The organism is Parabacteroides sp. AF21-43 (assembly GCF_003635435.1).
Lineage (GTDB): Bacteria > Bacteroidota > Bacteroidia > Bacteroidales > Tannerellaceae > Parabacteroides > Parabacteroides distasonis.
The window spans coordinates 1-25886 of sequence record NZ_QTMG01000028.1 but is presented as its reverse complement, the minus strand read 5'-3'; the positions used below and the strand labels follow the sequence as shown (position 1 = coordinate 25886).

17 protein-coding genes are annotated in these 25886 nt (G+C 44.5%); 8 read left to right on the top strand and 9 right to left on the bottom strand.

Annotated elements, in window-relative coordinates; genetic code table 11:
• Nucleotides 1-27: 27 nt before the first annotated feature.
• Entirely contained in the window at nt 28-2376 is a 2349-nt protein-coding gene (locus tag DWX84_RS16940; protein ID WP_122377576.1) for an ABC transporter permease, read from the bottom strand.
• A 289-nt stretch (nt 2377-2665) separates the two neighbouring features.
• On the opposite strand from DWX84_RS16940, the gene DWX84_RS21515 reads away from it, so the two are divergent.
• On the top strand, nt 2666-2902 hold the full coding sequence (locus DWX84_RS21515) for a hypothetical protein (RefSeq protein ID WP_158593344.1): 237 nt from the start codon (nt 2666-2668) through the stop codon (nt 2900-2902).
• A gap of 214 nt (nt 2903-3116) precedes the next feature.
• Here the strand turns inward: DWX84_RS21515 and DWX84_RS16925 are convergent, their stop codons facing one another.
• Nucleotides 3117-5576: a hypothetical protein gene (locus DWX84_RS16925; protein WP_008779609.1), complete on the bottom strand. Its 2460-nt coding sequence runs from the start codon at nt 5574-5576 to the stop codon at nt 3117-3119.
• Nucleotides 5577-5801: 225 nt separating this feature from the next.
• Here DWX84_RS16925 and DWX84_RS16920 point away from each other — a divergent pair, with 225 nt between their 5' ends.
• The 6 genes from DWX84_RS16920 (at nt 5802) to rpiB (ending at nt 12809) form a co-directional block, all read left to right on the top strand.
• The gene (locus DWX84_RS16920) at nt 5802-6878 is read left to right on the top strand and encodes an aldose epimerase family protein (RefSeq protein WP_005866355.1); all 1077 of its coding nucleotides are present in this window, start codon (nt 5802-5804) and stop codon (nt 6876-6878) included.
• 45 nt (nt 6879-6923) lie between these two features.
• Nucleotides 6924-8198, top strand: a complete 1275-nt coding sequence (locus DWX84_RS16915; RefSeq protein ID WP_005866353.1) for an MFS transporter — start codon at nt 6924-6926, stop codon at nt 8196-8198.
• A 107-nt stretch (nt 8199-8305) separates the two neighbouring features.
• Nucleotides 8306-9451: a galactokinase gene (galK, locus tag DWX84_RS16910; RefSeq protein ID WP_048927859.1), complete on the top strand. Its 1146-nt coding sequence runs from the start codon at nt 8306-8308 to the stop codon at nt 9449-9451.
• A 20-nt stretch (nt 9452-9471) separates the two neighbouring features.
• Nucleotides 9472-10164, top strand: a complete 693-nt coding sequence (locus DWX84_RS16905) for an NUDIX domain-containing protein (RefSeq protein ID WP_036610602.1) — start codon at nt 9472-9474, stop codon at nt 10162-10164.
• Between the two features lie 180 nt (nt 10165-10344).
• Nucleotides 10345-12375 carry a transketolase gene (locus DWX84_RS16900; RefSeq protein WP_122377575.1) on the top strand — a complete coding sequence of 677 codons (2031 nt, stop codon included), beginning with the start codon at nt 10345-10347 and terminating at the stop codon, nt 12373-12375.
• A gap of 2 nt (nt 12376-12377) precedes the next feature.
• Nucleotides 12378-12809: a ribose 5-phosphate isomerase B gene (gene rpiB, locus DWX84_RS16895; RefSeq protein WP_122377574.1), complete on the top strand. Its 432-nt coding sequence runs from the start codon at nt 12378-12380 to the stop codon at nt 12807-12809.
• Between the two features lie 142 nt (nt 12810-12951).
• On the opposite strand, the gene DWX84_RS16890 is transcribed toward rpiB, so the two are convergent.
• From DWX84_RS16890 to DWX84_RS16880, 3 genes are all read right to left on the bottom strand, one after another.
• Nucleotides 12952-14529 (bottom strand): carboxylase, encoded by a 1578-nt coding sequence (locus DWX84_RS16890; RefSeq protein ID WP_122369282.1) that lies wholly within the window; start codon nt 14527-14529, stop codon nt 12952-12954.
• 106 nt (nt 14530-14635) lie between these two features.
• Entirely contained in the window at nt 14636-15556 is a 921-nt protein-coding gene (locus DWX84_RS16885; protein WP_005858105.1) for an endonuclease/exonuclease/phosphatase family protein, read from the bottom strand.
• A gap of 11 nt (nt 15557-15567) precedes the next feature.
• The gene (locus tag DWX84_RS16880) at nt 15568-16503 is read right to left on the bottom strand and encodes an alkaline phosphatase (RefSeq protein WP_005858107.1); all 936 of its coding nucleotides are present in this window, start codon (nt 16501-16503) and stop codon (nt 15568-15570) included.
• A gap of 134 nt (nt 16504-16637) precedes the next feature.
• On the opposite strand from DWX84_RS16880, the gene DWX84_RS16875 reads away from it, so the two are divergent.
• A complete protein-coding gene (locus DWX84_RS16875; protein ID WP_122377573.1) occupies nt 16638-17735 on the top strand; it encodes a glycoside hydrolase family 76 protein in 1098 nt (365 codons plus the stop codon).
• A 138-nt stretch (nt 17736-17873) separates the two neighbouring features.
• Here DWX84_RS16875 and DWX84_RS16870 read toward each other — a convergent pair whose 3' ends face one another.
• The 4 genes from DWX84_RS16870 to DWX84_RS16855 all read right to left on the bottom strand — a co-directional run bounded on the left by DWX84_RS16870 (nt 17874) and on the right by DWX84_RS16855 (nt 25828).
• On the bottom strand, nt 17874-19448 hold the full coding sequence (locus tag DWX84_RS16870) for a sulfatase (RefSeq protein ID WP_122377572.1): 1575 nt from the start codon (nt 19446-19448) through the stop codon (nt 17874-17876).
• Nucleotides 19445-20875 carry a sulfatase gene (locus tag DWX84_RS16865; RefSeq protein WP_009274937.1) on the bottom strand — a complete coding sequence of 477 codons (1431 nt, stop codon included), beginning with the start codon at nt 20873-20875 and terminating at the stop codon, nt 19445-19447. The genes DWX84_RS16870 and DWX84_RS16865 overlap by 4 nt, the downstream gene beginning before the upstream one ends.
• 84 nt (nt 20876-20959) lie before the next feature.
• Nucleotides 20960-22465: a RagB/SusD family nutrient uptake outer membrane protein gene (locus DWX84_RS16860; RefSeq protein WP_122377571.1), complete on the bottom strand. Its 1506-nt coding sequence runs from the start codon at nt 22463-22465 to the stop codon at nt 20960-20962.
• 18 nt (nt 22466-22483) lie between these two features.
• Nucleotides 22484-25828 carry a TonB-dependent receptor gene (locus DWX84_RS16855; protein ID WP_122377570.1) on the bottom strand — a complete coding sequence of 1115 codons (3345 nt, stop codon included), beginning with the start codon at nt 25826-25828 and terminating at the stop codon, nt 22484-22486.
• Between the last annotated feature and the right edge of the window lie 58 nt (nt 25829-25886).

The following is a 25886-nucleotide window of genomic DNA, read 5'->3' as shown; positions in this document are numbered from 1 at the left end:
GTTAACTTCGTTGCCGATGTAAGTTGTCTATAACATATCCACCGGATTCTCATTCGCCGCCCTCCAACTTTGGAACGTGACCACTCCTACCGTCAGGATACTGATCCCTAGCAATGCGACAAAATAAATCAAATAACTGACAGGGACTTTCTCCATAAAATTACTGCCCCATCTCTCCATAAAATAATAGGAAACTGGAATCGCGATAACAAAACTAATGAGCAAGACCTTTAAATAGACTTTATTCAAACGATATAGTATCTCACTCACGGAAGATCCATACACCCGCCTTATACCAATTTCTCGCCGCTGATAGTGGACATCAAACAATACCAGACTTAAAATACCTGCCAATGCCATCCAGATAGATAAAACACTGGATAAAATAACCCGGTCGCCAAACTGGATTTCTTTTTCATACAGATGCCGGGAAAATGTATCGCAAAACTCAAAATCGGATAAACATGAAGGAGAAAGTTCGCTGAGCATGTCCCTAATATAAAGTAAAACATTTCCTTTATCAGCCCCCGGCATCAACTTAATATAAGCGTAAGGCATATAAAATTCCTCATTCGTCACAAAAGCGACAGGATAAGTAGCTAGCAGCTCCGATGCTTTATGTGTGGAAGCGATCACCACCTCATCCGTAAATCCTAATACCCGGGCATCATTCCCCCAAAAGGTTTTCATACGGTCACCCACATGAAGGTTTAATTGCCTTTTCGCTTTTTGGTCAAAAACCAAAAGCAACTCTTTATTCCTCCCATCTTCCATCCTTGAGACACGCCCTTCGTTCGCGGTAATATCCATAAGGGATAAAAAATTAGGTGATACATTCAAATAATAAAAATAAATAGTCTCTCCATTAAACTCTGCGGCCCCGCCACGATTCTCATTGGTCGCTCCTATCTTACTAGCGGCGAAAGCCACATCCTCAATTCCCGCATAACCACGCAAACGGTTGGTAAAATTCTCTTTATATTTCTCGGTTATCTCCTTATTCAATTCTACGACAACTACATTATCATTCCCGAAACCAAAGGAATGACTCCGCATTGTCTCTATCTGCTTATAAATAAACAGTGACAGGACGATCAATATAATTGAAACCGTATACTGAAAACCAACCAGACATTCCCGCATTCTTTTTCCCTTTGGAGACAAACCGAAAGAACCATTCAGCACGATTCGCTGAGGAATAGAAGTCGCATAAATAGCCGGATATGCACCGGCCAATAGTCCCGCACACAAAGCCATAAATAATCCACCCAAAAAAACTATTCCCTTCATATGAAAGCCTCCTCCAATGCAACCTTCATAAACCAATAACAGCAACAAGGATATAGCATAAGACAATAGCGCAAAAAGAAAAGACTCTAACCAAAGAAATCCACGCAACCGCCATACCGAGTCCCCTAGAATTTTGCGGATGTTAATACTTTTTATTCTTGCCGGAACCAATGCCATTGTAAAGTTTATAAAATTAATCACTGCTATCAATACCACTAGAAACGAAGCGCTAAACAACAAATCCGTTTGTCTTTTATTCCCTGATTTTATGTAAGTAACACTATTCATATCATTCATATAATAAATATCGCATAAATTCACCAAACGGGTCTGTACCTCTTGGAGCCTCTCGTATTGCTTGAAGGGAAATGCTTGGTTAAACTGGGAGCAAATGAGATCTTTTTGTGACGGATCATCTAAAAGGACATAACAAAGGAAAATCCAGTTATCCCAATCATCCATACAATAAGTCGACGATAAAGAAGTATAAATGGCATTATTCAATTGTGTGTTTTCCGGGAAATCTTTATAAACTCCTCCTACGACTAGTGATTTTCGTTCCTTGCTCCAAATCTCTTCTTCCGCAAGCAACTCCTTACCAATAGCCGATGACTCGCCAAATATCTTCCGGACCATACTTTCCGGCAAAAGGCATTTCTCCGGATCATCTAAGCAATCTAGTGAACCTTCCACCAATTGGAAGTCAAATATAGAAACGATCCCCGGAGTACAGGTTATCACCGGTTCCTTATAACCTTTGAGAATCTCGTCCCTCCCGATCGTAAAATAAACTTCCCCTATGTAAGGATTTATGATCGTACTTTCCAATATATGTGGAGAAGACGAGGCAAATGCTTGGGCGAAAGGCAGGATTTGCGTAGGCCATTGACTTTTACTTGTCACACAATCCAATCGATAAATAGCCTCGGCTTTCGAGTGTATTTTATCAAAAGTTCGTTCGGATTCCGTACGGATAGCTACGCTATCAAATAAAGTAAAGGCGATAACGAGGCCGCATATATTTAGTGTTGCCGCCATTTTATTTGCCTTCAACGTGATAATAAAATTTCGATATATAGAGTTCATGATACGCTTGTTTTTCGTATAAAATAAATTGACACAACTCTCCTCTATGCCCTTGAAGACAGGGCATAATCATGTCTAATTCAGCATACGACAAAGCACATAGCAAGAGTATCGCTCTTGCCAAAAGACGGATTTTAATCGAACATAACTTACCCTCCGTTCGTAAAACAACAAAGCTACCGACTGGGTAAACAAAGCGAGGAAAAAATTCAATGAGGCAATAAGATACAAAAGTTTCTCCCCAAAAGCGGAGAAAGACGTCAAAGGAGTTATGATTTCTTGAAAAGAGATGAAAGCAGCCGGCTCTTTATTCGCTATTGAAAATAAAGATGTAGAAGCACACGCCCGTACCTCCTTTTGGGAGAAAGAATCGTTGGCGACCACAGTCAATGCGGCAAAAACGACCATGCACAAAAACATTGCCTTTAACCACTTCATAACAAGAACAAAATTGATCAAAGGCAAATGTATGGATTTTCACTCAATAAATCCAAACAATAAGCATGCAAATAACACGAATATGTAAATCATTGATTATCATCATCCTTAAAAACATGATTATATTTCTGAAAAAACACGTACATGTTTTCCACAAAAGTCGTACATGTTTTTCGGAAAACACGTACACGTTTTTACCGGGTCATACGACAGAAGACAAGAACAAATATAGAAATAGACAATAACCCTCCTTATCATGATGAGAATTTCCCTCATCAGTCCCGTGTAGGTTTGAGGCTATATCAAAACCCAAGCCCCAACTCAAAGGCGAACCGGAAACTATCCGTCGAGCCGAACCAAGAATATTTAGTGGTGAACTTATTCAAGAAAGTAAGCCAAATCCCGCCACCATAGGAAGTATGCCAACTATGGGAACGCTCACCGGGAAACCAGACCCGCCCATAATCAAAGCCCGCGAATAGACCATATTTTAAGGGAGTGAACGGATTCTTTAGTTTTCCCATGTCCAAGCGTAAATCCGAGTATTGGTAAAAGGATTGCTTTCCGATAAAACGGTTCTCACGGAATCCCCTTAAATCAATCGTGGCGGCTTGATAGAACTCATAGTCATTATCGAATAATACCGTTCCCTTCATCAAGGAGGCCCAAGTAAAACGATCCGAGAACCGTACGTTCCATGAAAGGCTTCCCTGCGCATAGGGGAAATTACGTTCCGGCTTTTTCAAATTCATTTTCCATCCGGCCGTCCATTCGGTTTCCAATAGGGGAAGCCACGAATAAGGCTGTTTCGTTATCCGGTAAGTAGCGCCAAGACCTACGAAATAATTCGTGCGGAAAATAGGATGATCTTCTCCATAAACCGTATAAATATATCGATCATCCGTACGTTTAGCCTTGTACATATCCAAAGAGCCAAAGAATGTCATCACCTCTTCTTTCCTCAAATCCATCTCGAAGGATGGATTAAACATATACGTCCGGAGCTTCACCCGGTTATAATTCTTTTTCTCCTCTTTATAGCCCGCCGTATTATTTCCAAATCCGAAGAAGTTCTCGAAGTTACGGGGTGAAGAAATGGAGGCATTTAGGTATAAACGTCTCCGGCCATCATAATTAGGGAAGATACCTGCATACATGAACCCTTTCAAATAATTATACCCGATCCGATGCTGATAGGTGAATGGGGCTCGTTTAAAGCCATACATCGTATATGTAAAGAACGTACCCAAACTAATACCTTTATCCGAATCATATATTCCCCACGGGGTAAAAGATATCTTATGGTATTTTATCTTCTGGTAATCATATTTATAATCTTTATCATAGACATGTATTTTCCGGTTATGATTCAATTGGTATTGGTTCTCCCCCTCTCCGGAGATCAAGTATATCGGAAAATCTTTCCGTGTATTTCCCTTCACTTCAAACGTATCGTTTCCCGCAAGCCCATATAACCACAGTTCCTTGGTTTCCTTGCCGGAGAATTGTTGTTCCAACCTACAGTCTCCGGTCTCGGGATCATAAATCCGTAAAACAGTCCGGTCCGGCGCTTGCCGCTCGATCAAGAAATAATCGGATTGATTGGTTCCGGCAACCACTGGCGTACGTTGCAATAAGCGATAATATTGACTGGCAACCGCTTCCAACTCTAGCCTCCTTCGTTTCAACTTTCGTTTAATCAGTTCTATCTCATCATGTTTTACACCTTCCGGCAAATAAGTAAAAGCGCTATCGATCAAAGAGTCGGTCATCTGTCTCTGAATTTCTTGGGCTTGGCGTATCCAAACCGACTCATCACTGCGGCCTGCTACCGCCATATCCAGCGCAAAAGCTAGCTTATTGATTTTCTTTGTATCTTTTAAAATCAGGCTATCATAATTACAGATAAAATCCAACGATAACATCTTCAACATTTGCTTGAACAATACTCCGTCCACCTTCGTGAAAGCATGATTCCTATCGATCACGATCGGGGTATAAATTACGCTATCATTGACGGTATGTGACTGCCACTCCCAGTTTTCGTTCGTCTTATTCCAATCTCCGGTCCACATATCGAAAATACGTTCCCGAATGTATAGATTTTGATCCGCCATATAGTTTTTACTCACTTGAAGGCTGTCTAGAAAGTCTTCCGTGGTATACAAATTAGACCTTAAATTAATATCCGGAACATTGATTAGATTGACCAGCCTATCTTGTATATCGCTGCCGTCCGCAACTGTGTCTTTCCGTATGTGGGAAGGAATATAGTAAATACGGGAGGGAGAAAAACTCAATCCCGCGGACTTCGCTAAATAATCTGCGACCAAAAAGGTATAGGGATTGATAATCGTATAAGCATCTCCTAAGAACTCATCCAAATATGTATTCTTAAAATCAGTCTTATTATATATTTCCCGGAAAAACTTCGACTCCAAGAAACTCGTAGAGCCACCCAAGGGCTTTAGCAAATACAATTGCTTACGCTTATTCTCCAACAATAATCCGTGAAACCCTTCCGCTTGCCCGACGATATCCATCCCACCCCCCAACGTTTCTATCGTAGCCGAAGGAACCCTGATCGGGATCGTATAAAGGTGACGATAATGCCTCCCCCACATCCAATTATAGATCTTGCTTTTACCACTATCCGCTTGCGGATAAATGGACTTACGTACCCAATCTTGAGATTGGGAATAAAGCAAGCCGGGCATAAGCACAAAGAGTATGAGTATGATATATTTATAGGACGACCGCATGGACAATTTCTTTCTATCTCTGTTTTACTAATAACAGGGGTAAGACAAGAGTTGTTTTGTTTTTTTAGCCTAAGAGAAGAATCAAGGACTTGACGTATAAACAAGCGATAATTATATATTTTTGGTAGACAAATCTAAAATCATGCTATAAAACATTATTCAGAAAGGTTATAAATACAAAGAAGAAAGTTACTTTTACACGCAATTTCAATAATATTGATACGCATGAAGAACATAAATACACTGTCGGGCTTGTCTGTTGCTAACTTCAGCAAGCAAATTGACGGGAAAGAAACGGCGCTTTATACCCTGTGTAACAAGGTTGGAGCAGAGCTAGCGATCACGAATTATGGAGCGAAAATCGTCTCACTGATGGTTCCGGATAAGAACGGAAAAATGACCGATGTCGTTACTGGCCATAATTCGATTGAAGAGTACTTAACATCAGAAGAACCTTATTTCGGTGCCATTTGCGGTCGTTATGGAAATCGTATCGCCGCTGGAAAATTCACGATCGACGGTATTACTTATGACAAATTAGCCATAAATAATGGCCCCAATAGCTTGCATGGCGGAATCAAGGGATTCAATGCGGTCGTATGGGACGCCAAACAAATAGACGAGCAAACCATTGAGTTGAAATATACCTCCGCCGATGGCGAGGAAGGTTTCCCCGGAGAACTAAAGACAACCGTAACTTATCATCTGACAAATGAGAATGAGGTCGTTATCTCCTATCAAGCCTCTACGGACAAACCTACGGTCTTGAATCTAACCAATCATTCTTATTTTAACCTATCCGGTGCGGGAGATCCTTATATAGGAGACCATATCCTCACGATCAACGCCGACTATTACCTGCCTACGGACAATACGGCAATCCCGTACGGACCTAAAGAGAAAGTAGAAGGTACACCGATGGACTTCCGGACTCCTCATGAGGTAGGCGAACGAATCAATGACAATTTCGAACAGCTTATATTCGGTAAGGGATATGACCACACGTACATATTAAATAAAGAGGACAACGAACTTTCTTACTGCGCTCGCTGCTCCTCCCCCAAGACCGGTATCGTAATGGAAACTTATACGACTCAACCGGGCGTGCAATTATACACAGGTAACTGGATGACTGGGAATTTCGAAGGTAAGAACGGACAACGCTACCCGGAACGGGCCGCTTTATGTCTGGAAACCCAACATTTCCCCGATAGCCCCAACAAACCGGAATATCCGACAACGGAACTCCGCCCGGGCGAGGTTTTCCAAAGTACTACTATTTATAAATTCAGTGTAGAATAAGAGAATAATTTAAGTAATCTAATAATCTAAAACAACAAAAAAGAAATGGAATCAACAGCAAAAAAGAATTACACATTGCCTATTATCATGATGGTGGCTCTCTTCTTCATGATATCTTTCGTGACGGGTCTACAGAACCCATTCGGTATCATCGTTAAGAACCAGTTCGCTGCCAGCAACTTCATGTCGCAGCTGGGTAACGCGGCTAACTTTATCGCCTATGCCTTCATGGGTATTCCGGCCGGTATGCTATTGCAGAAGATCGGTTACAAGAAAACCGCTTTGTTAGCGATCATCGTAGGTTTCTGTGGTGTAGGCATTTCTTATCTTTCCGGTGTGGCTGGTAGCTACGCTGTTTATTTGACAGGTGCTTTCGTGTCCGGTTTCTCTATGTGTATGTTGAATACCGTAGTAAACCCGATGTTGAACACGCTAGGTGGTGGTGGAAACAAAGGTAACCAATTAATTCAGGTTGCCGGCTCCGTAAACTCTATCGGCGCTACGATCGTTCCGGTATTGGTTGGTTATTTGATCGGTGACGCTGCTAAGGCTCAGATCAGTGACGCTAACCCGGCATTGTTCTTGGCTATGGGTATCTTTGCCATCGTATTTATCGTATTGTTCTGCATGCAAATTCCGGAACCGCATATGGTTAAAGAAAATGAAGCCAAGACTCCGGACAAGCACAGCGCGCTTTCTTTCCGTCACTTCATTTTAGGTGCCATCGCAATCTTCTTGTATGTGGGTGTCGAAGTAGGTATTCCTAACTTCATGAACTTGTTCGCTACTTCTCCTGAGATCGGTATCGATCCTACAGTAGCCGGTTCTATCGTGGGTACATATTGGTTCTTGATGATGATCGGACGTCTGTTCGGTGCCTCTTTCGGAGCTAAGATCTCTAGTAAGGCGATGTTGTCATCAGCCGCCACGGTAGGTATGATCTTTATCTTGATCGCTATCTTCGCCCCTGCTACGACAAAAGTTAGTATGCCTGTATTCTTGTCTGATATCTCTTTCGGTATGGTTGAGGTTCCGGTTGGAATCATGTTCATGGCTCTTTGTGGTTTATGTACTTCCATCATGTGGGGTGGTATCTTCAACTTGGCAGTAGAAGGTTTAGGTAAATATACGGCAGCCGCTTCCGGTATCTTCATGGTGATGGTTTGCGGTGGAGGTATTCTTCCGTTGATCCAAGGAGCTGTAGCCGACGCTGGCGGTTTCATTACTAGCTTCTGGGTGGTATTCCTAGGATTGGCATATTTGCTATATTACGCTTTGATCGGTAGCAAGAACGTAAACAAAGACATTCCTGTTGAATAATAAGGACAGGACATAATATGATAAAGAAGAAATTATCCGGCAGAGTTATCTGAATGGGTAATTTCTTCTTGTTTATTCAATTATTTACCTTAATCAAATTAAGTATCATGCAACAAAAAATCAGAACTAAATTTAAAGAGTTATTTAATACCGAAGGTAGCTTATACACATCCCCGGGACGTATTAACTTGATCGGTGAACACACTGATTATAATGGAGGTTTCGTTTTTCCGGGTGCTGTAGATAAAGGGATGATCGCCGAGATCAAACCGAATGGGACGGGCAAAGTCCGGGCGTTCTCCATCGACTTAAATGATTACGCTGAATTTGGCTTGACCGAGGAGGACGCTCCTTCCGCAAGCTGGGCAAGATATATCTTTGGCGTATGCCGGGAGATTATTAAACGAGGTGGTAATATCCAAGGTTTCGATACCGTATTCGCTGGAGACGTGCCTCTGGGCGCTGGAATGTCTTCTTCCGCCGCATTGGAAAGTACTTATGCTTTCGCATTGAATGACTTATTCTCATTGAATATCGATAAATTCGAGTTGGCTAAGATCGGTCAAGCTACAGAACATAATTATTGTGGCGTGAATTGCGGTATCATGGACCAATTCGCTTCCGTATTCGGCAAGGCCGGAAGTTTGATCCGCTTGGATTGCCGTTCTTTGGAATATAAATATTATCCGTTTAATCCGGTTGGTTACAAACTCGTGTTATTGGATTCGGTCGTTAAGCATGAGTTGGCGTCCTCAGCCTACAACAAACGCCGTAAATCCTGCGAGAACGTGGTAGCCGCCATTCGCCGCAACCATCCGAAAGTAGAGTTCTTACGTGACGCTACGATGGAGATGCTGAACGAGGTAAAAGCGGATGTCAGCGCAGAGGATTACATGCGTGCCGAATATGTTATCGAGGAAATCCAACGTGTACTCGACGTATGTGCCGCTTTGGAGAAAGGCGACTATGAGACTGTCGGCGAAAAGATGTACGGCACGCATCAAGGTATGAGCAAGCTTTATGAAGTTAGCTGCGAGGAACTGGATTTCTTGAACGATATCGCCAAGGAATGTGGTGTAACGGGTTCTCGTGTCATGGGTGGAGGATTCGGCGGTTGTACGATCAACTTGGTTAAGGATGAGTTGTACGACGATTTCGTGAAGAAAGCCTTCTCCGCTTATAAAGAGAAGTTTGGCCGTGAACCTAAATTATATAATGTAGTAATCAGCGACGGAGCACGCAAGCTCTGTTAATCTTTAAAATCCATAAAACGATGTCAGCAGCTTTTTATCAAGACGAAGTAAAATTCTATGTTGCCGTAGATTGTATCATTCTAGGGTTTAACAATAAGGAGTTGAATGTTTTATTATACAAACGTTCGTTCGAGCCGATGAAAGGACAGTGGTCTCTTATGGGAGGCTTCGTGAAATCCGGGGAAAGCGTGGATGAAGCAGCATCACGGGTATTAACCGATTGCACGGGCATCGAGCATCTTTTTATGGAACAAATAGGGGCTTACGGAGATGTATCACGTGACTTAGGGGAACGGGTTATCTCCGTAGCTTACTATTCCTTGGTGAATATGAATGATTTTAGTCCCGAGATCTTGGAAAACCATAACGCTACTTGGACCAAGATATCCGAGCTTCCTGACTTGATTTTCGACCATAACCAAATGATAAACGATACGTTGTCCGTCCTTAAAAAGAAAGCGGCAAGCCGCCCTATCGGTTTCAATTTGCTTCCCGAGCAATTTACCTTGCCCCAACTACAGACATTGTATGAGGCCATCTACCAAACCCTTTTAGACAAACGAAACTTCCGCAAAAAGCTAAACGCCATGGATATTCTGGAAAAACTGGATATCAAAGACAAGAAAAGTTCTAAACGAGGAGCTTTCCTCTACAAATTCAACGAGAAAAAATACAACAAATGGGTTGAACAGGGTTTCGACTTCTCGCTCTAATCCGAATGATGTATACCCGCAAGAATAAGGCGCTCAGCGGGCTATCTTAAATATCTCTCAATTTATCAAAAATATAAGAAGATAGGAACCTTTACCGAAAAGGAATTGTTTGATTGATATAACGGCTCTTACAAAGAGTTTGATTATCTTTGCAGTCAAATAAATAATTCATCTGATAAAATGAACGATATTCAAGTAATGAACAAAGCAGCTGATAACATCCGTATACTGGCTGCGTCAATGGTGGAGAAAGCGAACTCCGGGCACCCGGGTGGCGCTATGGGTGGTGCAGACTTTGTTAACGTACTGTTCTCAGAGTTCTTAATATACGATCCCAAGAATCCCAAATGGGAAGGACGCGATCGTTTCTTCCTTGACCCGGGGCATATGTCTCCGATGCTTTATTCCGTACTGACTTTAAGCGGCAAATTCACATTGGATGAACTTCAACAGTTCCGCCAATGGGGAAGCGTTACTCCGGGACATCCTGAGGTAGACGTTATGCGTGGTATCGAAAATACGTCCGGCCCGTTGGGACAAGGACATACTTATGCGGTAGGTGCGGCTATCGCGGCTAAATTCTTGAAAGCACGTCTGGGTGAGGAAGTAATGAACCAGACTATTTACGCATATATTTCCGATGGAGGTATCCAAGAGGAAATCTCCCAAGGTGCCGGACGTATCGCCGGAACTTTAGGACTGGACAACTTGATCATGTTCTACGACGCTAACAACGTACAGCTATCTACCAAGGTAGAAGACGTTGACGCGGAGAACGTAGCCATGAAATACGAGGCTTGGGGCTGGAAAGTCATTCAAATAAACGGTAACGACGTAAACGAGATCCGCAAGGCTTTAAAAGAGGCTAAGGCAGAGATCTCCAAACCGACTTTGATCATCGGTAACACCGTTATGGGGAAAGGTGCTGTCGGCGCTGATAACAGCTGTTACGAGAATAAGGTATCTACTCACGGACAACCTTTATCCGCAGCAGGAGCTTCCATCGCAGATACGATCAAGAACCTAGGAGGCGATCCGGAACATCCGTTCGCAATCCTTCCTGAGGTAGCCGAATTATATGCCAAACGTGCGAAAGAACTGGAAGTAATCGTCGCCGAACGTTACGCCGTGAAAGACGTATGGGCGAAAGCTCACCCGGACTTAGCGGCTAAGATGGAGCAATGGTTCTCCGGAAAGGCTCCTCAAATCGACTGGGCCGCAATCGAGCAGAAAGCGAACCAAGCGACCCGTGCCGCTTCCGCTACCGTATTAGGAGTGCTTGCTACCCATGTAGAAAACATGATCGTCGCTTCCGCCGACCTTTCCAATTCCGATAAGACAGACGGCTTCTTGAAAAAGACCCATGCTTTCGTGAAAGGCGACTTTAGCGGAGCTTTCTTCCAAGCGGGTGTAGCCGAGCTTTCTATGGCTTGTATCTGTATCGGTATGTCTTTACATGGTGGCGTGATCGCCGCTTGCGGTACTTTCTTCGTATTCTCCGATTACATGAAGCCTGCGTTACGTATGGCCGCGTTGATGGAGCAGCCCGTTAAGTTCATCTGGACACACGACGCTTTCCGTGTTGGAGAAGACGGACCTACGCACGAGCCGGTAGAGCAAGAAGCTCAAGTTCGTTTATTAGAGAAATTGAAGAATCATAAGGGACACAACTCCATGTTGGTACTTCGTCCGGCAGACGTTGTGGAGACAACAGTCGCATGGAAACTAGCGATGGAGAACGTTTACACTCCTACCGCATTGATTCTTTCCCGTCAGAATATCACAGATCTTCCCGCTAAGGAAAACCGCTATCAAGAGGCTTTGCAAGCGGAAAAGGGTGCCTATATCGTCAATGAAGACGCTAACGCGGATGTAATTCTTTTGGCTTCCGGTTCCGAGGTATCGACTTTGGTCGAGGGCGCCGCCCTACTTCGTGCCGATGGCATAAAGGTTCGTATCGTTTCCGTACCTTCCGAAGGTCTATTCCGTTCACAAAGCAAAGAGTACCAAGAATCCATTCTTCCCGCAGGAAGCAAGATTTTCGGCTTAACCGCTGGTCTTCCGGTTAATCTGGAAGGGTTGGTAGGTCCTAACGGCAAGGTATGGGGACTTGAATCCTTCGGTTTCTCCGCCCCTTACAAAGTATTGGACGAGAAATTAGGTTTCACGGCTAAGAACGTTTATAACCAAGTAAAAGAATTATTAGCATAAAGATGGGTATAGTAGGTTTGTGTAGCGATCACGCTGGTTTTGAGTTAAAAGAATATATAAAGACAATCCTCAATGAAAGGGGATTGTCTTATAAAGATTTTGGAACTTATTCCTCTGACAGTTGCGATTATCCGGATTTCGCCCATCTGATGGGCAAGGCCGTAGAAGCTGGCGAGGTTTATCCGGGAATAGCTGTCTGCGGTACAGGGAATGGCATTAGTATGACCTTGAACAAACATCGGGGTGTCCGTGCCGCCTTATGCTGGCAAGAGGATATCGCGAAACTGGCACGTGAGCATAACGACGCGAACGTGTTATCAATGCCCGGTCGTTTTATCAGCAAGGAAGAGGCTAAGAAAATCGTTGCGATATTCTTGGATACACCTTTTGAGGGTGGTCGCCACCAACGTCGTATAGACAAGATCCCTTTGTAAAGTCCGCGAAAAAGTCACTTTATAAAATAAAGAAGGCTCTCCCATGGTTCGCTTACCATTCGGAGAGCCTTTTCGTATCACCGTTTAAACGGCAACGTACATATAATAGATGACGGATGCCAAATTTGAAGACTTTCTACTATTAAACATTCGATCTCGCTTTTTGTTCTTTCCATTTAGTTAAAAATGTACGGGCTACCGTCGGGAATAACTCCAGCAACAGTATTTCTTTCTCATTCTCAGCCAATAACACATCCAAATCCTCCAATACAGGATTCTCTTGCATCACGTAATGGGAACCGTCGTAAGGCACCTCATTTTGTACGCCGGCGATTTTCAACCGGAACGCCGGATCTACCGGAATCGGCGTCTTGCCATACTCTCCTTTTACCAAGGCGATAAACTGGTTGGAAGGATTACTATACATCGGGCGGCCTTTCAGCTCATCCAGCGCACAGGAAACCGCTTGCGCCCCGATAATCTGGCTCGTAGGCGTCACCAACGGAGGCAAGCCGGCATCCATCCGTACTTGCGGAATGAGCGACATCGCCTTCTCCAACAAGTCGATCTGCCCCAATTGCTTCAACTGGGCAACCATATTTGTGTACATACCTCCCGGGATCTGCGCTTTTTTCACCAACTCGTTCGGCTCGGGGAAATCAAAATACTCCTCGATCGCACGGCAATAAAGCAGCAAATCGTCCTCCTTATCTTTCCGAGCGGCCTCGATGGCATCGTTGAAGAAGCGGTCGATCTCGGCGGGGAAACTATCCTCTACGGGATTAAAGGGCCTTGGGAATTTCTTAGCGGTATCGAATGCGGAAAGTTCCTTGCGGATCGTCAATAATTCCTTGTTGATCTTAGCGATCGCATCCATATCAAGATCCAGCTCGATACCCAATTTCTTGCAGAAGATATAGACCAGTTCTACTGCGGGAGCAGCTGGTCCTCCGGCGAAGTTCCATATATTCGTATCAACGATATCCACCCCATTGATAATGGCGGATACGACCGACGCCAATCCGTAACCGGGCGTACAATGCGTATGAAAATCTACCGGTACTTTCAAGCTCTTCTTGAACAATCGCACCAATTCCGCCGTACGAGCCGGAGGTATCAAACCACTCATATCCTTCAGGGTGATCATATCTGCGCCCAGCGACTCCAGTTGAAGGGCCTTGTTTAAGAAATACTCATTCGTAAAAACAGGCTTATGCAAGGGCCGTCCATGCAAGGCGGCTTTTATACGTTCTACCGGGGAATGGTGAGGATCTATCGTATAACAGATGGCACAGTCGGCCTTTCCCCCGAATTTCTTCACATAACGGATCGTGGATTTCACGTTATCCACGTCGTTCAAAGCATCGAAAATACGCATGATATCGATACCGGAACGAATCGAGTTCCGGCAAAAGCCTTCTATAATCTCGTCGGGATAAGGATTATAACCGAATAAATTACGCCCACGGGAAAGAGCGGATAGTTTTGAGGAATTACCTATTTTCTCTTTGATGATCTCTAAACGATCCCACGGATTCTCACCTAAATAACGCATCACGGAATCGGGAACCGCCCCACCCCATACTTCCATGGCGTAAAAGCCTGCGTCTTTGTAGTAAGGAAGTACACGGTCTATTTGCGCTTGAGACATTCTTGTAGCGAATGCCGATTGCTGACCATCGCGAAGAGTCAAATCACGAATCAATAATTTACGTATCATACCAAATTTGTTTAGATCGTTTTAGTCAATATTCTGATTATATAACAAGATCTAAACAAATTTGATAAAGATTACGGGGTTAATAATAACCAATTTTTCTAAAACCTCAGTCTTTTACTTCCACAACGATCATTACGGGAAAGTGGTCGGAAGGGGTACGGGCCTCATATTTACTCAATGACACCTCTTTCGGGAAATTACCGTTTTGCTCCTTCCGGGCGCTTTCTTTCGCCTCGGAGCGATAAGTATCCGTTAAGATTCCATACTTCTTCACCTCAAATTCTTTCGTAAGAAAAAGGTGGTCGATACGGCTATCGGTCTTGCGGTCCGGATGGAAACCGTTGAAGGTACCATTCGGGGCATAGCGGAAATCAGCGATCTCATAAGAGTCACGCATGATACCGGAACCATCTAACAACTGATAGGACTCACTTGTTTGGTCCACGTTGAAATCGCCGGTAAGGATAGCGGGAAGTTTCTTGGGGAACTCCTTGATCTTCTCCAAGATCAGCTTGGCGCTCTCGGCACGTGCCTGTACGCCTACATGGTCCATGTGAAGGTTGAAGAACAAGAAAGTGAAACCGGTTTGCTTATCCCGGAACTCACCCCACGTACAGATACGGGGAAGGACGGCATCCCAGCCCTTATTCGGACGGTCGGTGATCTCGGATAGCCAGAAATCGCCATGCTCCAAAACCTCGAACTTGTCCGTGCGGTAAAAGATAGCCGAATGCTCTCCCGCCCGCTTACCATCGTCACGTCCCACACCGATATAATCATATCCGGGCATGGCTTGCCTCAAGTCCTGCAATTGCGGATATTTGCCCTCTTGGGTACCAAAGATATCGAACCCGTGAAATTGTACGATCTGGGCGATGTAGGGATAGCGTTGTCCCCAACCGTTACCGTTCGTGGAATCGCCGCCGTTGGCGTTACGCAAATTATAGGTGGCAACCACCATTGTCTCCGCCTGTAAGGTTAATACGGCGCAAAAAAGAAAAATAAAAGAATAAATAACTTTCTTCATGATCTATGTTTTTAATTATCCTCGAAAGCTGATAATATCGGACGGGCGATCCACACCTGCGGCTGCGGTACGTCCAATAGGTAAGCCATCGTACCGGCGATATCATATACCATCGTGCTCTCCGGGATCTTGAAGCCTTTCTTTACGTTCTTTCCATAGAAAACGATCGGGGTTTGCATCTCGTTCATCGTCTTGCCACCGTGACCGGTCTCGATACCGCCGTGGTCGGCCGTCAGTATAACCACCGTATCATCCATGATACCCGCCTCACGAACGGCGTCCATCACTTGCGTCAAGCAACTGTCCAAATGATTCACCATGGCGAAATACTCCGGGGAACTCCATCCCTTGCCATGTCCGGTACCATCCGGCTGATCGTATATAATCGCGCAAAGGTTCGGCTTCTTCTCCTTGATATACTGAACGGCTACCGGGGTACATCCGTTCGGGTTCTCAGCCGACATCGGGGCATGCTTACGGAAGCTCATGGCCAAGGTATCCACCAGATAATTCATGCCTTCCCACTCATAGATATAGCCAATCTCAGCCTCGGGAGCCTTATCCCGGTACATGCCGAAGATATTCGGGAAACGGTTGTCGCTATTCACGACACGGGAAGGAAGCTCCGGCGTACGAGATCCCCACTCCGTATATCCGTGCAACTCCGGTCCTGCTCCCATAAACATGGAAGCCCAATTACAAGCACTCGACGAAGGCAGGATCGAACGATTCTCTAACGTGGAAGCACCTTCCGCCATCATCTTACGGAAAGTAGGCATATCCGCCCCATTATTCAAGCAATGGGCGCTCAAGCCGTCGAAACCAATCAAGATTACATGCTTTGGCAGATTCTTCTCTTTCAAAGGCACTTGCTGAGGTGCCGTATTACAGGCGCTCAGGCAGTATGCGATTACCGCACAACAAATAAATAAGATTTGCTTTTTCATCTTACCGTGTTTTTCTTTTATGATTAATATTGAAGTATCTTAGATTCCGTCAGACAAAGGTACAAAGTTTAAATAAAGTTCAAAAAGATCATTTATCTTTGTAGCTTAATCTAATCTTATTTTAATAAATACGTATGTACAAACATTTCCTGACAAGCGTATTGCTTGTATTTTTCATGCTATCCTGTAGCAAACTTTCCCCTTTTGAAGGAAAGATGCGAGAATGCGTACAAACCTCCCTAAGCTGGAGAAACGACACGACCGGTATCTGGGAAACAGCAGGCTGGTGGAACTCGGCGAACGTATTAACCGCCACCATTCGCTACGGTGCCGTAATCAAAGATCCGGCCATCCCTTCTGTCATAGAGGATGTATTCGAGAAAGCCCGTCATTACCAAGTAGGCGTAGACTCAACCGGTACTCCCCGTTATTGCGACAACTTCATCAACGATTATTACGATGACGAGGGTTGGTGGGCATTGGCATGGATCGAGGCCTTCAAACTGACCGGAGAGAAAAAGTACCTAGATATGGCCGAGATCATATTCGATGATATGACAACCGGCTGGAGCGACGCTTGCGGAGGCGGCATTTTCTGGAAGAAGAATCCACTGCATTACAAGAACTCGATTGCCAACAACTTATTCTCCCTTACGGCGATCCGTTTATATAAAGCGACCCAGAATCCGGCATACCTCGACTGGTTCAAGAAGAACGTAGATTGGTATATGCGAACCGGCATGATCAATACGAACATCTACCAAATCGAAGACGGTACCAAAGACGATTGTACCCCCAACCGAAATGCCCACTACACCTATAACCAAGGCGTAGCCATCGCTGTCTTAGCCGAGATGTATCTCCAAACCAACGATAAATCTTATTTGGAACTAGCGGAAAAGATCGCCGACGCTACCATCACCACACAATTGATAACTGACGAGGGTATTCTCCGTGAAATGAAGCCCGAGATCGATGATAGCAACGACGGTGTCCAATTTAAGGGTATCTTCATCCGTCATTTAGCCTTCCTGTATGAAGTGACAAAGAATCCGGCTTATAAAGATTTCATCTTGAAAAATGCGGAATCCATCATCACAAAAGATTATGATCCCACATCCAAAAGCTTCGGTTGTTATTGGTACGGCCCTTTCCACAAGGAAAACTCGGCAGCAAACGCTTGCGCTTTGGAATGCGTGATAGAGGCTTATGAGTTAACGAAACAGAGATAATCATATATGTTAAAAACATCGCTGTCCTGTACAAGTATTGACGAGGGGCGATGGCAATAGTGGCGTAAGGCTACAACAGTATCGCCTCAAGCCCTCAAGAGTAGTGGCATGAGGCGATACCAGTATAGGCATTTCTTTTTACCAATAATAGGTCTCCATAATCTCCTTCATCCTAGGAGTATTCGTGTCCTCATCCTTGACCTCTTTCCGCAGCTTCAGCATCTCCTCCTTCATTTGCCGGATGATCTTGGCGTATTGGGGATCGTTGTAAGCGTTGTGATTCTCACGAGGATCGGATTGAAGGTCGTAAAACTCCCATGCTGGTGTCGTGGTCTTATCCTCCGAACCAGTCATATTCAGACGGTCGCCATAGAAAAACATCAGTTTATACCGCTCATTACGGATACCCATATGGGCCGGACGGTTCGAATGTTGGGTCCAATAACGATAATACATCTCCTTACGCCAATCCTTTGGGGTATTTCCTTTCAGATTATCGCGAAAACTATGGCCCTGCGATTCATTCGGGGTCTTCACGCCTGCGTAATCCGCCAGCAAAGAGGCAAAATCCACGTTCAAGATCATATCCTTATTGCGGGTCCCCGCCGGGATCTCTTTCGGGTAACGGATCACGAAAGGCATACGTAGAGACTCCTCATACATCATACGCTTATCGAAGAAACCATGCTCTCCTAAGAAATAACCTTGGTCGGATACGTACACCACGATCGTATTATCGGCGATTCCCATATCGTCCAGCGCTTTCAATAACTTCCCGATATTATCGTCGATCGTAGCCCCGCAACGCAGATAGTCGCGCACCAATTTCTGGTAAGCGGCGCTACGGGCGGCAGATCGATGCATCCCCTTCGTCGTAAAAGGCAACTCCGGATACCGGCACCACCATTTATCAGGGTCTTGCGACGCCACGTCCCAACGACGGGCCAACTCCTCCAAAGGCTGTCCGGAGAAAGTACGTCCATTCGTCTCCGGCCCCCAATCAAATAAGTTCTCCGGTTCCGGGAAAACAACGCCGTCATACAAATGCCTCATCCGTTCTGGAAAATCCCAAGGTTCGTGTGTAGCCTTGAAATGACAACACATCATGAAAGGCCGGTCCTTATCGGCCTCTTTCATCCAACGGATCGCCTTATCTGTCACGATATCCGTGGAGAAACCTCGTACCCGCTCCCCGAAATTACGCTCACCCGGCCAAGGTTCCGTACAATTTATAAAAGTAGGGTCTCGGTACTCGCCTTGGTCATGGAACACGGAATAGAAGTCGAAACCTTGCGGTTGCGTTTTCAGATGCCATTTACCGACCAAAGCGGTCTGATAGCCTCCCGCCCGCATTTGCTTGGCGATATTATCCTGCTCCGGATCAAAAGAATCACTTAACGTGTAGACACCGTTCACGTGACTATAGGCTCCGGTCAAGATCGCCGCGCGACTCGGAGAAGAGATCGAGTTCGTACAAAAACAATTATCCAATACGCAACCCTCCGCAGCCAAGCGACGGATATTCTCGTTGCGGGCATATTCCCCCAACACGCCCCCGTAAATACCCCACGATTGGGAAGTATGATCATCCGATAGGATAAACAAGATATTGGGACGTTCCTCTTGCGCCGGTTTATTGGCGGCAAAGAGAGACTGCCCGTTTCCCGAAAGACAACAGGCAGTCATTCCGATACTAATGATCGATTGTTTCATAAGTCATGACGTTTTTTCCCTTGTACTAAACCCGGTTCCCTACGTTCCGTACCCTTCATACGAGTCAAGTCATCCCCTAACTCATGGCGTTTCTGGTCCGCGATCTTCATCAATTTAGCGGCTTCCTCCGGATATTGGGTAATCACGTTATAACGCTCTCCCGGATCACGGCGCAGGTCGTACATCTCCGGCTTCATGATCTCCAGATTCGTCAACTTACCCGGCTGGCCGTCGTTTCCCGGCTCATAAGCCCCATAAGTAACATATTTATGGGGGAATACCAATTTGAACATTCCATCCGTAACAGCCTCCAAGTCATTCTTTCGATAGTAATAGACGAAAGACTCACGTGGGTTGGCGTCTTTTTTACCCTCGATCAACGGCAAGATACTTACTCCGTCAATCTTGCGAGGAGGAAGCGGAGCCTGCGTGATCTCGGCGAACGTAGGAAGAAGGTCGATATTAGAAGCTAACTTATTACAAGTCGTGCCCGGTAACGTCTTACCTTTCCAGTACATGATACAAGGAACCCGGTTACCACCATCAAAGGTCGTAGCCTTTGCCTCACGTAACCCACCGGCTGAACCGGCATGATTCCCGTAATTGGTCCAAGGGCCATTATCGGAAGTCAAGATCACCAACGTATTATCTTCCAAGCCCAGCTCACGCAATGCCTTGAATATCTCACCTACACTCCAGTCGATCTCCATCATCACGTCGCCATATAAACCCTGCTCGCTCTTTCCCTTGAATTTATCGGAAACGGCCAACGGTACATGGGGCATATTATGGGCCAGATACAAGAAGAAAGGCTTATTCTTATTCTTCTTGATGAAATTAACAGAACGGGTGGTATAATCCGTAGTCAACCGTGTTTGGTCCGTATTATAACCGATAATCTCATTTCCGTCATAAGTCGGCAAATCCGGGAAATTAAAGACCTCACCTTGTTGCGGATGGAAAGGCCACATATCGTTAGAATACGGCAACCCATAATATTCATCGAAGCCATTTTGCAAGGGGAGGAACTCCTTTTGGCTACCTAAATGCCATTTACCGAAGATAGCGGTACTATATCCTTTCTGTTTCAATACCTCTGCGATCGTCATCTCCTCTGGATGGACACCGTAGTTCGAATCTGGCCCCGGAGCGCCGGAAAAACCGATACGATTCGGATAGCAGCCGGTCAACAAGCCGGCACGAGAGGCTCCACTGATCGGCTGTCCTACCAAAAAGTGCGTAAAACGAACGCCTTCCGCCGCCATCTTATCGATATTCGGAGTGGTATATCCGTAAGCTCCATTAAAAGAAAAATCTCCGTAACCCACATCATCCAAATTGATTAGGACGATATTCGTGTAATCAGCGGCTATGCCTGCCATTGAAAAAGCTGAGGCGGCCGTCAGTAACATTAGTTTATTCTTCATGATATTATTTATTGAAATATTGGCTTTGAAGTGCCATCCTGTGTTTGGCACTTCAAAGATAACAGTTTTTAATTTACCCAAGAATTAATCCCAGTTCGGATTTTGCTCCAAATTAGGGTTCAAGACTGTTTGGTTATAAGGGATCGGCCATAAATAATCTCGTTTCGGATTAAAAGAACGTTTCACGACTTCTATTCCCTCATAATTATGCATCATACCATTATTTTCTTTCTCGGCGGTTTTCCAGCGCAAGATATCCGAATAGTAGAGTCCTTCAAAGGTCAACTCAATACGGCGTTCACGGCGGATTACCTCACGCATCTGATCTTTCGTCAAACCTTTTGGTACTTCCGGCATATTGATATCCGGACGCCTACGCAATTGGTTGATGGCATCATAAACTGACTGATCAGGACCACTCGCCTCATTCTGCGCCTCGGCATACGTCAACAGAACTTCCGCATAACGAATCAAAATGAAATTGAAAGCCGAACGTTCTACTAAAGGAATCGTTACATCATCCTCATAAGAAGTGTATTTCTTCACACCGAAACCCGTAGTCGCCACATCTTCTTTTGTGATCGTCTTTCCTAAATACGGATAACCGATGCAAACGATCGATTTCAATAAACGAGGATCTCTGTTCTCATACGGACGAGTCGGATCATAAAGCGGTGACTCTTCTATCGTCTTCCCGTCAATACAGAGATATGTATCAACCAGTTCCTTCAAGGGAGCCGGACGATTCAAGCGCCAGATATTCTGATCATAATCCGTTGGATACTCCGGCAATTTCGCTTCTATATCAAAGATTACCTCACAATTATATTTATTATCTTCGCTAAAGAAATGACGATAATCATTGAATAATTGATAAACGCCAGACTCCATTACCTGCTTAGCAGCTTGGGCCGCCTCCGCCCAACGAGAATTATATAATAAAGTACGGGCTTTTAACGCTAACGCAGCACCTTTTGTCGCACGTCCCAAGTCTGAGCTAGCATAGGTGTCCGGTAGCACGGCAGCGGCCTCCTCCAAATCCTTGACAATCTGATTCACTACCTCGTCCTTGGAATTGCGAGGTAATTCGGCTTGCTCATCCGCATTGGGAGCATCTATAATCAGTGGCACACCTCCGAATTTATCGACCAGACTTAAATAATAGAAAGCTCGTAAGAACTTGGCTTCACCCACCATCTTCGCCTTCTCCGACTCATCCATATCAACACCTCCGACATTAGCGATGAAAGTATTCGTACGGCCAATACCAACGTAACAGTTCTTCCATAAACTTCCGATTAGAGCCGTAGTAGACAAATGTTCACCCTTTCCAATCGCTTGCGTACCATTCGCCTCGTTATAAGGCATCGCATTCGCTGTCAGCATATCGAATTCCATCGTATGCAATGAACGCCAAGGTTTCAATGCGTTGTAACATCCCATTATACCGGCGCTCGCATGCTCTTTTGTCTTCCAGAATGTTTCCGTGGAATATTGATCGGAAGGATCTACATCCAACCAGCTATCACAAGCGATTAAACTCATACAAGCGACAGCGACACATATCATCTTATATATTTTACGTCTCATATTATTATTCCTTATTATTTAAAATGTGACATTAACACCTGCCGTATAAGTCCGTACAGACGGATAGGCATACCAGTTGCTTCCCTTCAAGTTCTTCTCCGGATCAAAATCCTTCATCGGAGAGAACGTGAATAAGTTTTGCGCATTGACAAAGACCTTTAATCTCTTAACCACACCGCTTTTCAAGAAAGAGGCCGGTACGTTATAAGAAAGTTGCAAGTTCTTCAAACGTAAATAAGAGGCATTTCTCAACCAGAAATCATTTGTACGGAAATTCTCGTTCAAGCATCCTTCATACGTAGTCAAGATAGGCAATGTAGCGCTGGTTCCCCGCTCGGGAGTCCAAGCATCCGTCAACCATTGTTCCGGCAAACCACAACCAAACCATAAAGGAGTAGCACCAATGCGGTCTCCATATGTATAGACATCAGTTACACCTTGGAAGAAAGCGCCCAGATCCCAATCCTTATATCCTAAGTTGATATTGAATCCATAAGTTATCTTAGGAATCACACCACCACGTATCTGGCGGTCATCTTCGGTAATTTTCCCATCTCCATTCGTATCCTCAAACTTCAGATATCCCGGTTTAGTAGCTGCGGTTTGATACGGACTATTCTTGATTTCCTCCTCAGATTGGAAAATACCGATAGCATGAAGCATATAATAAGAATCGATAGGCTTTCCTTCTTCCAAGATAAACATTCCATCAATGATTGTTTGCCCCTTCAAGCTAACGATCTTATTCTTGATAAAGGTCATATTTCCATTTACCTCGTAACGGAAGTCCCCGATATTGTTCCGATATCCCATATTCAACTCGAAACCTTTATTGCTCACCTCGCCGATATTACGGATCGGGCCATCCAGACCACCTACTTGATCCGGCAAAGTAACCTTTCGCAAGATGTCGGAAGTACGTTTATCAAAGAACTCGAAAGAGAAATCTAAGTTTCCGTTTAACAAGCTAGCGTCAATACCGACATTCGTCATGGTCGTTGTCTCCCATGTGATGTTCGGATCGTTATAGGCGGTAATAGCCGCTCCGGATTGCATCGCTCCATTTAACGGGTAGTTATAATCCGTAATTGAACCATCATTTTTTATCACCTTCAAGTTCATTAGGTCCACGTAACGGAACAAATCGATACGCTCGTTACCCAATTGTCCCCAAGAAGCTCTCAATTTCAGATTATATATCCAAGGAATATCTTTCATAAACTCTTCCTCGCTCAAACGCCATCCGGCAGAGAATGATGGGAAAATACCCCAACGATTTCCTTTGGCAAAACGAGACGAACCATCATAGCGAAAGTTACCCTCAAATAAATAACGATCCTTATAACCATAATTCACCCTACCAAAGTAAGACATCAAGACTGATCTCGAGGAAGTACCCGCTACACTCGGATTACTAGAACCTGCGTTTAATTCGTGCAACTCGTTCCCTAAGAAACCTTCTACCTTAGCGGAAAACTCAGTCTTATCATCGCTCTCAAAACTATAGCCAGCCAATACTTTTACGTCATGGGCATCATTGAACTTCTTGCCCCAAGATAAAGTATTGAATACTGTAACTGCCAAGTCATTCTTATCACCTTTATAGGCATGGCGTGTATTCTGACCGTCATAAACCACTCGTTTCTCCTCATTGGTCTTCAACTGATATTCGTATACATCAGGCGCAAAACGAGATTGCAGATAATCATATTTGTTTAAACCGACATTCAAGTTATAAACGATATCAAACGGAAGCTTATATTCCGCAGACAAATTCGCCAACATACGCAAGGACTTATGCTTGTTCTCGCCCTCATCGGCCAACGCCAACGGATGGCGATAGATATTATGCCCAGGAGTACGGATAAAGGTATCCGCATAGCGACCATCGGCCGTATAAGTCGGGTGGAAAGCCTGCGCTTTATAAGTCATCTCCACTAAGTTTGCCACACCCGCTACCGGCTCATTATAGATCTGATAATGCGCATTGATATTAGCGCCGATCTTCAAACGGCTATTTACCTGAGCAGTCGTATTCACAGCTAAGGTATATTTATTGGAATCCGTTCCACGCAATACTCCATTTTGATCACCATAGCCTAAAGATACGGAATACGTATATTTATCATCACCTCCGGAGAAACGCATGTTATGCTCCATAATAAAGGCATTATTATACATAATATCCAACCAATTATTCTGCGGATACATAATCGGGTCTGTTAACATACCTTGTTTGTACTCCTCGATTAACGCATCAGAATAATCCACCGTTAGTTTACCTTCGTTCCGTTGCGCTTGGTTTCTCATTTCCATAAACACGACCGGATCATATACGAAGTTAGGCAGATAGGTAGCCTGCTGCACGCCGAAATAGTTATTATAATCGACGGTAAACTTACCTTTCTTTCCCCCCTTTGTCTTTACCAAGACAACGCCATTCGCCGCACGAGAACCGTAGATAGCGGAAGAAGCCGCATCTTTCAATACGGAAATACTCTCAATATCATTCGGATTTACCGCTTCCAACGGGAACTCGATGCCATCCACCAAAATCAATGGATTATTATCGTTCAAGGTTCCCTGACCACGAATACGAATCGTCGCCCCGTCCGCTCCCGGCTGAGCACCCGCTTGATTTACGTAAACACCTTGCGTACCTTGCAACGCTTGGGTCGAGTTGGTGATCGGACGATTCTCCAACGTCTCCGCATCCAAAGAGGAGATCGCTCCTGTTAAATTCACTTTCTTCTGCATTCCGTAACCTACGACCACAACCTCATCCAACTTCTGGGTATCCTCGGACAGGCTGACCATTACTTTCGAAGAATTACCAACCTCGACCGTACGATCCGTATAACCAATAAAAGAAACTACCAAGATCGCATTGTCCGGTACTTCCAGACTGAAGTTTCCATCGATATCCGTAATCGTTCCGTTCGTAGTGCCTTTAACGACAACATTCGCCCCGATAATGGGTTCTCCCAAGGCATCTTTTACTTGCCCGGTAATCTTTCGTGGCGAAGACTGGAATAAGGCATTCGGATGTGAGACACTTGAAACACTCTTTGACTTAATTATAATCTGCCGGTCTACAATCTCATATTGGTATCCCGTATTTTTCAAGGCTTGCTCTAAGACCTCCTCTAACGAAGCATTATTTGCTTTTACACTCGTTTTCCTATTTACATTTACTTGATTATCATTCAAGAAGAACGTGTACTCACTATTTTTCTCTATTTCTTTTAGCACTTCCGATATACTGCAATCCTGTTTATTCATGGAAAGCTTATAATTCTGTCCATAGGTAGAAGCGGATACAGTGCATGCGAAAGCCAAGGATAACAACGCACTTATCTTCATGACTCGGTTTACTTTTCTGATTTTTTTCGTAATTCTGGAAGATTTTTATAACCACTTT

Excerpts from the sequence above, each read along its gene's own strand:
- DWX84_RS16940 (WP_122377576.1), bottom strand. The coding sequence starts at position 2,376 with ATGAACTCTATATATCGAAATTTTATTATCACGTTGAAGGCAAATAAA.
- DWX84_RS21515 (WP_158593344.1), top strand. The coding sequence starts at position 2,666 with ATGAAAGCAGCCGGCTCTTTATTCGCTATTGAAAATAAAGATGTAGAA.
- DWX84_RS16925 (WP_008779609.1), bottom strand. The coding sequence starts at position 5,576 with ATGCGGTCGTCCTATAAATATATCATACTCATACTCTTTGTGCTTATG.
- DWX84_RS16920 (WP_005866355.1), top strand. The coding sequence starts at position 5,802 with ATGAAGAACATAAATACACTGTCGGGCTTGTCTGTTGCTAACTTCAGC.
- DWX84_RS16915 (WP_005866353.1), top strand. The coding sequence starts at position 6,924 with ATGGAATCAACAGCAAAAAAGAATTACACATTGCCTATTATCATGATG.
- galK (WP_048927859.1), top strand. The coding sequence starts at position 8,306 with ATGCAACAAAAAATCAGAACTAAATTTAAAGAGTTATTTAATACCGAA.
- DWX84_RS16905 (WP_036610602.1), top strand. The coding sequence starts at position 9,472 with ATGTCAGCAGCTTTTTATCAAGACGAAGTAAAATTCTATGTTGCCGTA.
- DWX84_RS16900 (WP_122377575.1), top strand. The coding sequence starts at position 10,345 with ATGAACGATATTCAAGTAATGAACAAAGCAGCTGATAACATCCGTATA.
- rpiB (WP_122377574.1), top strand. The coding sequence starts at position 12,378 with ATGGGTATAGTAGGTTTGTGTAGCGATCACGCTGGTTTTGAGTTAAAA.
- DWX84_RS16890 (WP_122369282.1), bottom strand. The coding sequence starts at position 14,529 with ATGATACGTAAATTATTGATTCGTGATTTGACTCTTCGCGATGGTCAG.
- DWX84_RS16885 (WP_005858105.1), bottom strand. The coding sequence starts at position 15,556 with ATGAAGAAAGTTATTTATTCTTTTATTTTTCTTTTTTGCGCCGTATTA.
- DWX84_RS16880 (WP_005858107.1), bottom strand. The coding sequence starts at position 16,503 with ATGAAAAAGCAAATCTTATTTATTTGTTGTGCGGTAATCGCATACTGC.
- DWX84_RS16875 (WP_122377573.1), top strand. The coding sequence starts at position 16,638 with ATGTACAAACATTTCCTGACAAGCGTATTGCTTGTATTTTTCATGCTA.
- DWX84_RS16870 (WP_122377572.1), bottom strand. The coding sequence starts at position 19,448 with ATGAAACAATCGATCATTAGTATCGGAATGACTGCCTGTTGTCTTTCG.
- DWX84_RS16865 (WP_009274937.1), bottom strand. The coding sequence starts at position 20,875 with ATGAAGAATAAACTAATGTTACTGACGGCCGCCTCAGCTTTTTCAATG.
- DWX84_RS16860 (WP_122377571.1), bottom strand. The coding sequence starts at position 22,465 with ATGAGACGTAAAATATATAAGATGATATGTGTCGCTGTCGCTTGTATG.
- DWX84_RS16855 (WP_122377570.1), bottom strand. The coding sequence starts at position 25,828 with ATGAAGATAAGTGCGTTGTTATCCTTGGCTTTCGCATGCACTGTATCC.